This is a genomic window from Coprobacter sp., from assembly GCF_982436375.1.
On sequence record NZ_CEWDCG010000192.1, the window covers coordinates 1 to 5,520 of the forward strand.

5 protein-coding genes and 1 pseudogene are annotated in these 5,520 nt (G+C 39.8%); 5 read left to right on the forward strand and 1 reads right to left on the reverse strand.

Annotated features, from left to right (window positions below; all coding sequences use genetic code 11):
• The first annotated feature begins 194 nt into the window (after nucleotides 1-194).
• The 5 genes from AC1WHX_RS10025 to AC1WHX_RS10045 all read left to right on the forward strand — a co-directional run bounded on the left by AC1WHX_RS10025 (nucleotide 195) and on the right by AC1WHX_RS10045 (nucleotide 5,312).
• Nucleotides 195-1,286: an aldose epimerase family protein gene (locus AC1WHX_RS10025; RefSeq protein ID WP_302546286.1), complete on the forward strand. Its 1,092-nt coding sequence runs from the start codon at nucleotides 195-197 to the stop codon at nucleotides 1,284-1,286.
• Between the two features lie 115 nt (nucleotides 1,287-1,401).
• Nucleotides 1,402-2,712, forward strand: a complete 1,311-nt coding sequence (locus tag AC1WHX_RS10030) for an MFS transporter (RefSeq protein WP_009318724.1) — start codon at nucleotides 1,402-1,404, stop codon at nucleotides 2,710-2,712.
• A gap of 61 nt (nucleotides 2,713-2,773) precedes the next feature.
• A complete protein-coding gene (gene galK, locus AC1WHX_RS10035; protein WP_009318725.1) occupies nucleotides 2,774-3,919 on the forward strand; it encodes a galactokinase in 1,146 nt (381 codons plus the stop codon).
• A gap of 75 nt (nucleotides 3,920-3,994) precedes the next feature.
• Entirely contained in the window at nucleotides 3,995-4,690 is a 696-nt protein-coding gene (locus AC1WHX_RS10040) for an NUDIX hydrolase (protein ID WP_022601708.1), read from the forward strand.
• A gap of 268 nt (nucleotides 4,691-4,958) precedes the next feature.
• Nucleotides 4,959-5,312 (forward strand): hypothetical protein, encoded by a 354-nt coding sequence (locus AC1WHX_RS10045; protein ID WP_481229272.1) that lies wholly within the window; start codon nucleotides 4,959-4,961, stop codon nucleotides 5,310-5,312.
• Between the two features lie 25 nt (nucleotides 5,313-5,337).
• Here AC1WHX_RS10045 and AC1WHX_RS10050 read toward each other — a convergent pair.
• A pseudogene (locus AC1WHX_RS10050) lies at nucleotides 5,338-5,520 on the reverse strand (SIMPL domain-containing protein); the annotation flags it as partial.

A 5,520-nucleotide genomic window follows, 5' to 3' on the forward strand; every position in this document is an offset into this window, starting at 1 on the left:
CTCTTTTTCTTATTTAATGAAAGATTCCTTGCTACTTGTTATTTGGAGAGGATCATTTATTATAGAATCAAAGCAGATTCGTAATCTGAAACGGGAAAATAGATTTTTATGTTATAAAACATACGCTTTTGAATGACAACATTAGTGAATAAGCGTTATTTTTACACCAAATATACAATATAAAAATAATTATCATGGCAAACACTGATTCTCAAAAAGGAAAGACTTTTTCCGGGCTTCTCAAAGAGAAGTTTGATACTCAGATAGCCGGGAAACCGGTAGCGCTTTATACTCTTACCAATAAAAACGGAGCAGAGATTTGTATTACCAATTTTGGAGGTATTGTGGTTTCTCTTATGATACCCGATGTTTCCGGAAAGATGACCGATGTGGTTTTAGGGCATGAATCGATAGAGGAATATCTGAATACTCCGGAGAAATTTCTCGGAGCTTTGATCGGCCGCTACGGAAATCGTATAAAAAAAGGTTCGTTTGTTTTGGATGGAACACGTTATAATATTCGTTCCAATAATCCGGACTGTGTATTGCATGGCGGTATAGTAGGTTATAATAACGTTGTGTGGGATGCCCGTCAACAAGATGATCAGACATTAGAACTGACTTACCTTTCGAAAGACGGAGAAGAAGGTTTCCCGGGCAACCTTTTCGTGAAAGTGATTTATCAGCTTACTGATAATAATGCAATGAAAATCGATTATGAAGCATTTACCGATAAACCGACCGTAGTGAATCTTACTCATCATTCGTTTTTTAATTTGAATGGAGACGGAGGAGGAGAGGTTACCAACCATAAAGTGATGATCAATGCCGATCATTTTACGCCCATGGATGATAAATCTGTACCTACAGGAGAAATACGTCCGGTGAAAGATTCTCCTATGGATTTTACTGAACCTCACGAAGTGGGAGAACGAATTGATAGTAATTATGAACAACTTATTTTCGGAAAAGGGTATGATCATAATTATGTGTTGAATAAGAATTATCCCGGTGAAATGACTTTAGCGGCTAAAGCCGTTTCTCCTAAAACCGGAATTTCTATGGAGGTGCATACGACCGAGCCGGGAGTACAGCTTTATACCGGAAATTGGTTAAATGGTTTTATAGGGAAAAAGGGACGCAGTTATTCTGAACGTACGGCAATTTGTTTTGAAACACAGCATTTTCCCGACAGCCCGAATAAACCGCATTTCCCATCAACGGTATTGCGTCCCGGTGAGATATATACTCAGACTTGTATATACACGTTCGGCATAGAAAAATGATGAAGTGAAACAGCACAGAAAAATTTTGCGAATATTCGATTACATAGGTATTATGCATTTTAATCTGTACGAAAAAATCAAAATAACTAAATAATTTATCAACAGTAAAAAAACTATGAGTGACACAACTAACAAGAAGAATTATGCATTGCCTATTGCAATGATGTTCGCCCTGTTTGCAATGATTTCATTTGTAACGGGACTTACCAATCCGCTGGGTGTAATTGTAAAGAATCAGTTCGATGTTCCGAACTGGATGACTCAGTTGGGTAATGCCGCCAATTTTATCGCTTATGCTTTTATGGGTATTCCGGCGGGTATGATGCTTAAAAAAATAGGATATAAAAAAACGGCTCTTGCAGCTATTGCCGTTGGTTTTATCGGTGTAGGTATTCAGTTTTTTTCGGGACAGCTCGATAACTCCAGTAGTTTCGGAGTTTATCTTGCAGGTGCATTTGTTTCCGGTTTTTCTATGTGTATGCTGAATACGGTCGTGAATCCGATGTTGAATACATTGGGTGGTGGAGGAAAAAGAGGAAATCAGTTGATTCAGTTCGGTGGTTCTTTGAATTCCATTTCGGCAACGATCGTTCCTATTCTCGTAGGTTATTTGATCGGTAACGCAGCTAATGCGAAGATCAGCGATGCTTCTCCGGCATTGTTTATTGCTATGGGTATCTTTGCCGTAGCCTTTATCGTGTTGTCGATAATGAGTATTCCGGAGCCTCACATGGAGCCGGCTAAGGCTAAGACTGAAAAAGATACGCACAGTGCGCTTTCTTTCCGTCATTTTATATTGGGGGCTGTAGCGATTTTCTTATATGTGGGAGTTGAAGTGGGAATTCCGAATTTCTTGAATTTGTTTTTGACGACGTCGCCCGATGCTTCCGGTGCTACCGGCATGGGAATCGATGCTGCTATGGCAGGATCGATTTGCGGTACTTACTGGTTCTTGATGATGGTCGGACGTTTATTCGGAGGTATTCTCGGCGGTAAATATTCAAGTAGAACCCAGATGATTTTTGTGTGTACATTGGCTTTGATATTTTTGTTGATCGGAATATTCGCTCCGACGACCAGTCAAATATCCATGCCGGTATTCAAGTCCGATATCAGTTTCGGTATGACAACAGTTCCCGTAGGAGTAATGTTCTTTGTCCTTTGCGGACTCTGTACGTCGATTATGTGGGGTGGAATCTTTAACCTTGCAGTCGAAGGATTAGGTAAATATACTGCTATGGGATCGGGTATATTTATGGTAATGGTTTGCGGTGGAGGTATTTTGCCGTTGTTACAAGGCGGTGTAGCCGATATCTTCAGCAACTATATTGTCAGCTTCTGGGTAGTATTCGCAGCAGTTTGCTATATGCTGTATTATGCCTTGATCGGTAGTAAAAACGTAAATACCGATATTCCTGTAGAATAAACATTTTTATTTTTTTCCGAATTATTCGGTTTGGAGGTAATATTTAAAAAAGATAATAATTATGGATAATAAAATAGTCAGAGAAAAATTTGCAGAATTATTTGGAACAGCCGGAGATCTTTATTTTTCACCGGGGCGGGTAAATTTAATTGGAGAACATACCGATTATAATGGCGGTTTTGTTTTACCGGGAGCTATTGATAAAGGTATGTTGGCTGAGATAAAACCGAATGGAAAGAATATAATCCGGGCTTTTGCTGTCGATCTTAATGAATATTCGGAGTTCGGTATGAACGAGGAAGACGCTCCGAAAGAAAGCTGGGCTCGTTATATTTTTGGTGTCGTGCGCGAAATAATTAAACGCGGAGGAAAAGTCGAAGGTTTTGATACAGCATTCTCGGGAGATGTTCCTCTGGGGGCGGGTTTGTCTTCTTCTGCAGCGTTGGAAAGTACGTTTGCTTTTGCTCTGAATGAGATATTTAATCTGGGTATCGATAAGTTCGAACTGGCAAAAATAGGACAAGCTACCGAACATAATTATTGCGGTGTGAAATGCGGTATTATGGACCAATTTGCTTCGGTATTCGGTAAGGAAGGTCACTTGATCCGTCTGGATTGTCGTTCTTTAGAATACGAATATGTTCCTTTTGATCCGAAAGGGTATAAGGTCGTGCTGATAGATTCTGTGGTGAAACATGAACTGGCTTCATCGGCTTATAACAAACGGAGAGAGTCTTGTGAAGCTGTTGTTGCGGCAATTAAGAAAAGACATCCTGAAGTGGAACTGTTACGTGACGCAGATATGAAAATGCTCGATGAAGTGAAGAATGAAGTGTCGGCAGAAGATTACCGTCGTGCGGAATATGTAATTGAGGAGATACAACGGTTGCTCGATGCTTGTGATGCTCTTGAAAAAGGCGATTATAAAACTGTAGGAGAGAAAATGTATGGTACTCATCACGGCATGAGTAAGCTTTATGAGGTAAGTTGCGAAGAGCTCGATTACTTGAATGATGTAGCCCGTGAATGTGGAGTTACAGGCTCTCGGGTAATGGGAGGCGGATTCGGCGGTTGTACGATAAATCTTGTGCCTGAGGATAAATATGATAATTTTATCACGACTGCTGTTAAAGGATTTACTCAAAAGTTCGGAAAAGAACCCAAGGTATATCCGGTGAAGATCGGAGCAGGATCACGTAAATTATAATACATAGTCTGATATGGCGGGTATCCGGAATCGAATGTAACATCATTTCGGATACCCGCATTTTATTTTTAACTTATGCATGAAGACAGTTTTTATGGAGTTCAGGCACGTTTCCTGATAGCAGTAGATTGTACGATACTCGGATTTATCGACAATGAAATCAAGCTGCTTACGTTTCGAAGAAAAATCGAACCTAAAAAAGGCGGACTTTCTTTATTGGGAGGTTTTATGAATGAAAATGAAAATATCGATCAGGCGGCGAGTCGGGTGTTGAAGACTTTGACAGGGCTTGACAATATTTATATGCAGCAGGTAAAAGCCTACGGAAATGTAGATCGTGATCCCGGAGAGCGAGTGATATCTGTGACTTATTATGCTCTGATTAATGTGACCGATTATGCTAATAGTTTGTTACCGGAAAGTGATTTGGAATGGATTTCGCTGGACAGGAAAAGAGAACTTATTTTCGACCATGAACAGATGCTTGATGATGCTATATTGCTATTGCGGCGTCATGCGGCACTGCATCCGATAGGATTTAATCTGTTGCCTGAGAAGTTTACATTGACGCAATTGCAGTCGCTTTATGAATCGATTTATGGTGAAACGATGGATAAGCGTAACTTCCGTAAAAAAATTTTAGGGATGGACATTCTTGAACGGCTTGATGAAAAAGATAAAAAAAGCTCTAAACGTGGAGCTTATTATTATGTGTTTAATCGTCAACGATATGAATCGATGCTCGATAAAGGATTTGTATTCACTATGTAAGAGGTTGATGTGATCGGGGTGGAGTTTGCTATGAGAGCCATGCGTAAATTTGAAAAATAGTTTTGTAAGTTTTGAGCAGGTTTGTAAATTTGAACTTGTTTACGGCTTTTGTTAATGTCGGTGGATTGTAAATTTAAAATGCGATGATTATGAAGAAATTGATTTTTGTTGTTCTTTTGTGTATCACGTCTTTAAGTTTTGCGAATGCGCAAAAAATGCAGTAGGGTTTCGTTTCGGAGGAGGTGCTGAGTTTCTTTATCAGAGAGATTTGAGTACTAAAAATTTTCTTCAGTTTACATTAGCTATTCCCAATTACGAGGGATTGTCGTTGACCGGTATATATAATTGGCGGTGCTGTCAGTGGGATTGGACACCCCGAACTTGTGATTGGTATTTAAATGCCGGAGTCGGTGGAGCATTAGGATTTTATGATTTCGATGATTCGGGGCTTTTGTTCGGAGTAGCCGCTTCTTGTGCTTTCGGCTGCCAATTTAAAAAAGTGCTCATTTCTCCCGAAGTCGATTATCGTCCGGTTATTGGTACGGTTATCGGAGGATATAGCGAAGGTTTCTTTACTCCCGGTTTTTGGAATTTCGGACTGGTTGTGGCATTTCATTTTTAATGGCGGTTCTGTTTTTTTTAAACATTTATTTAATACTGAACCGGGCGATCATCGAATGGCGTAGTTTGATGGTGCGAAACGAGCCGAAGGATTGGGCTTGAGATGAAATCATATTGCTTTGTGCAGAAAGAGTATAGTCGTTTATACTTTCTTGCGGTTTTACAATGCGTATGACATTTCCTAATTGTTTACCGAGAGATTCAGTGAG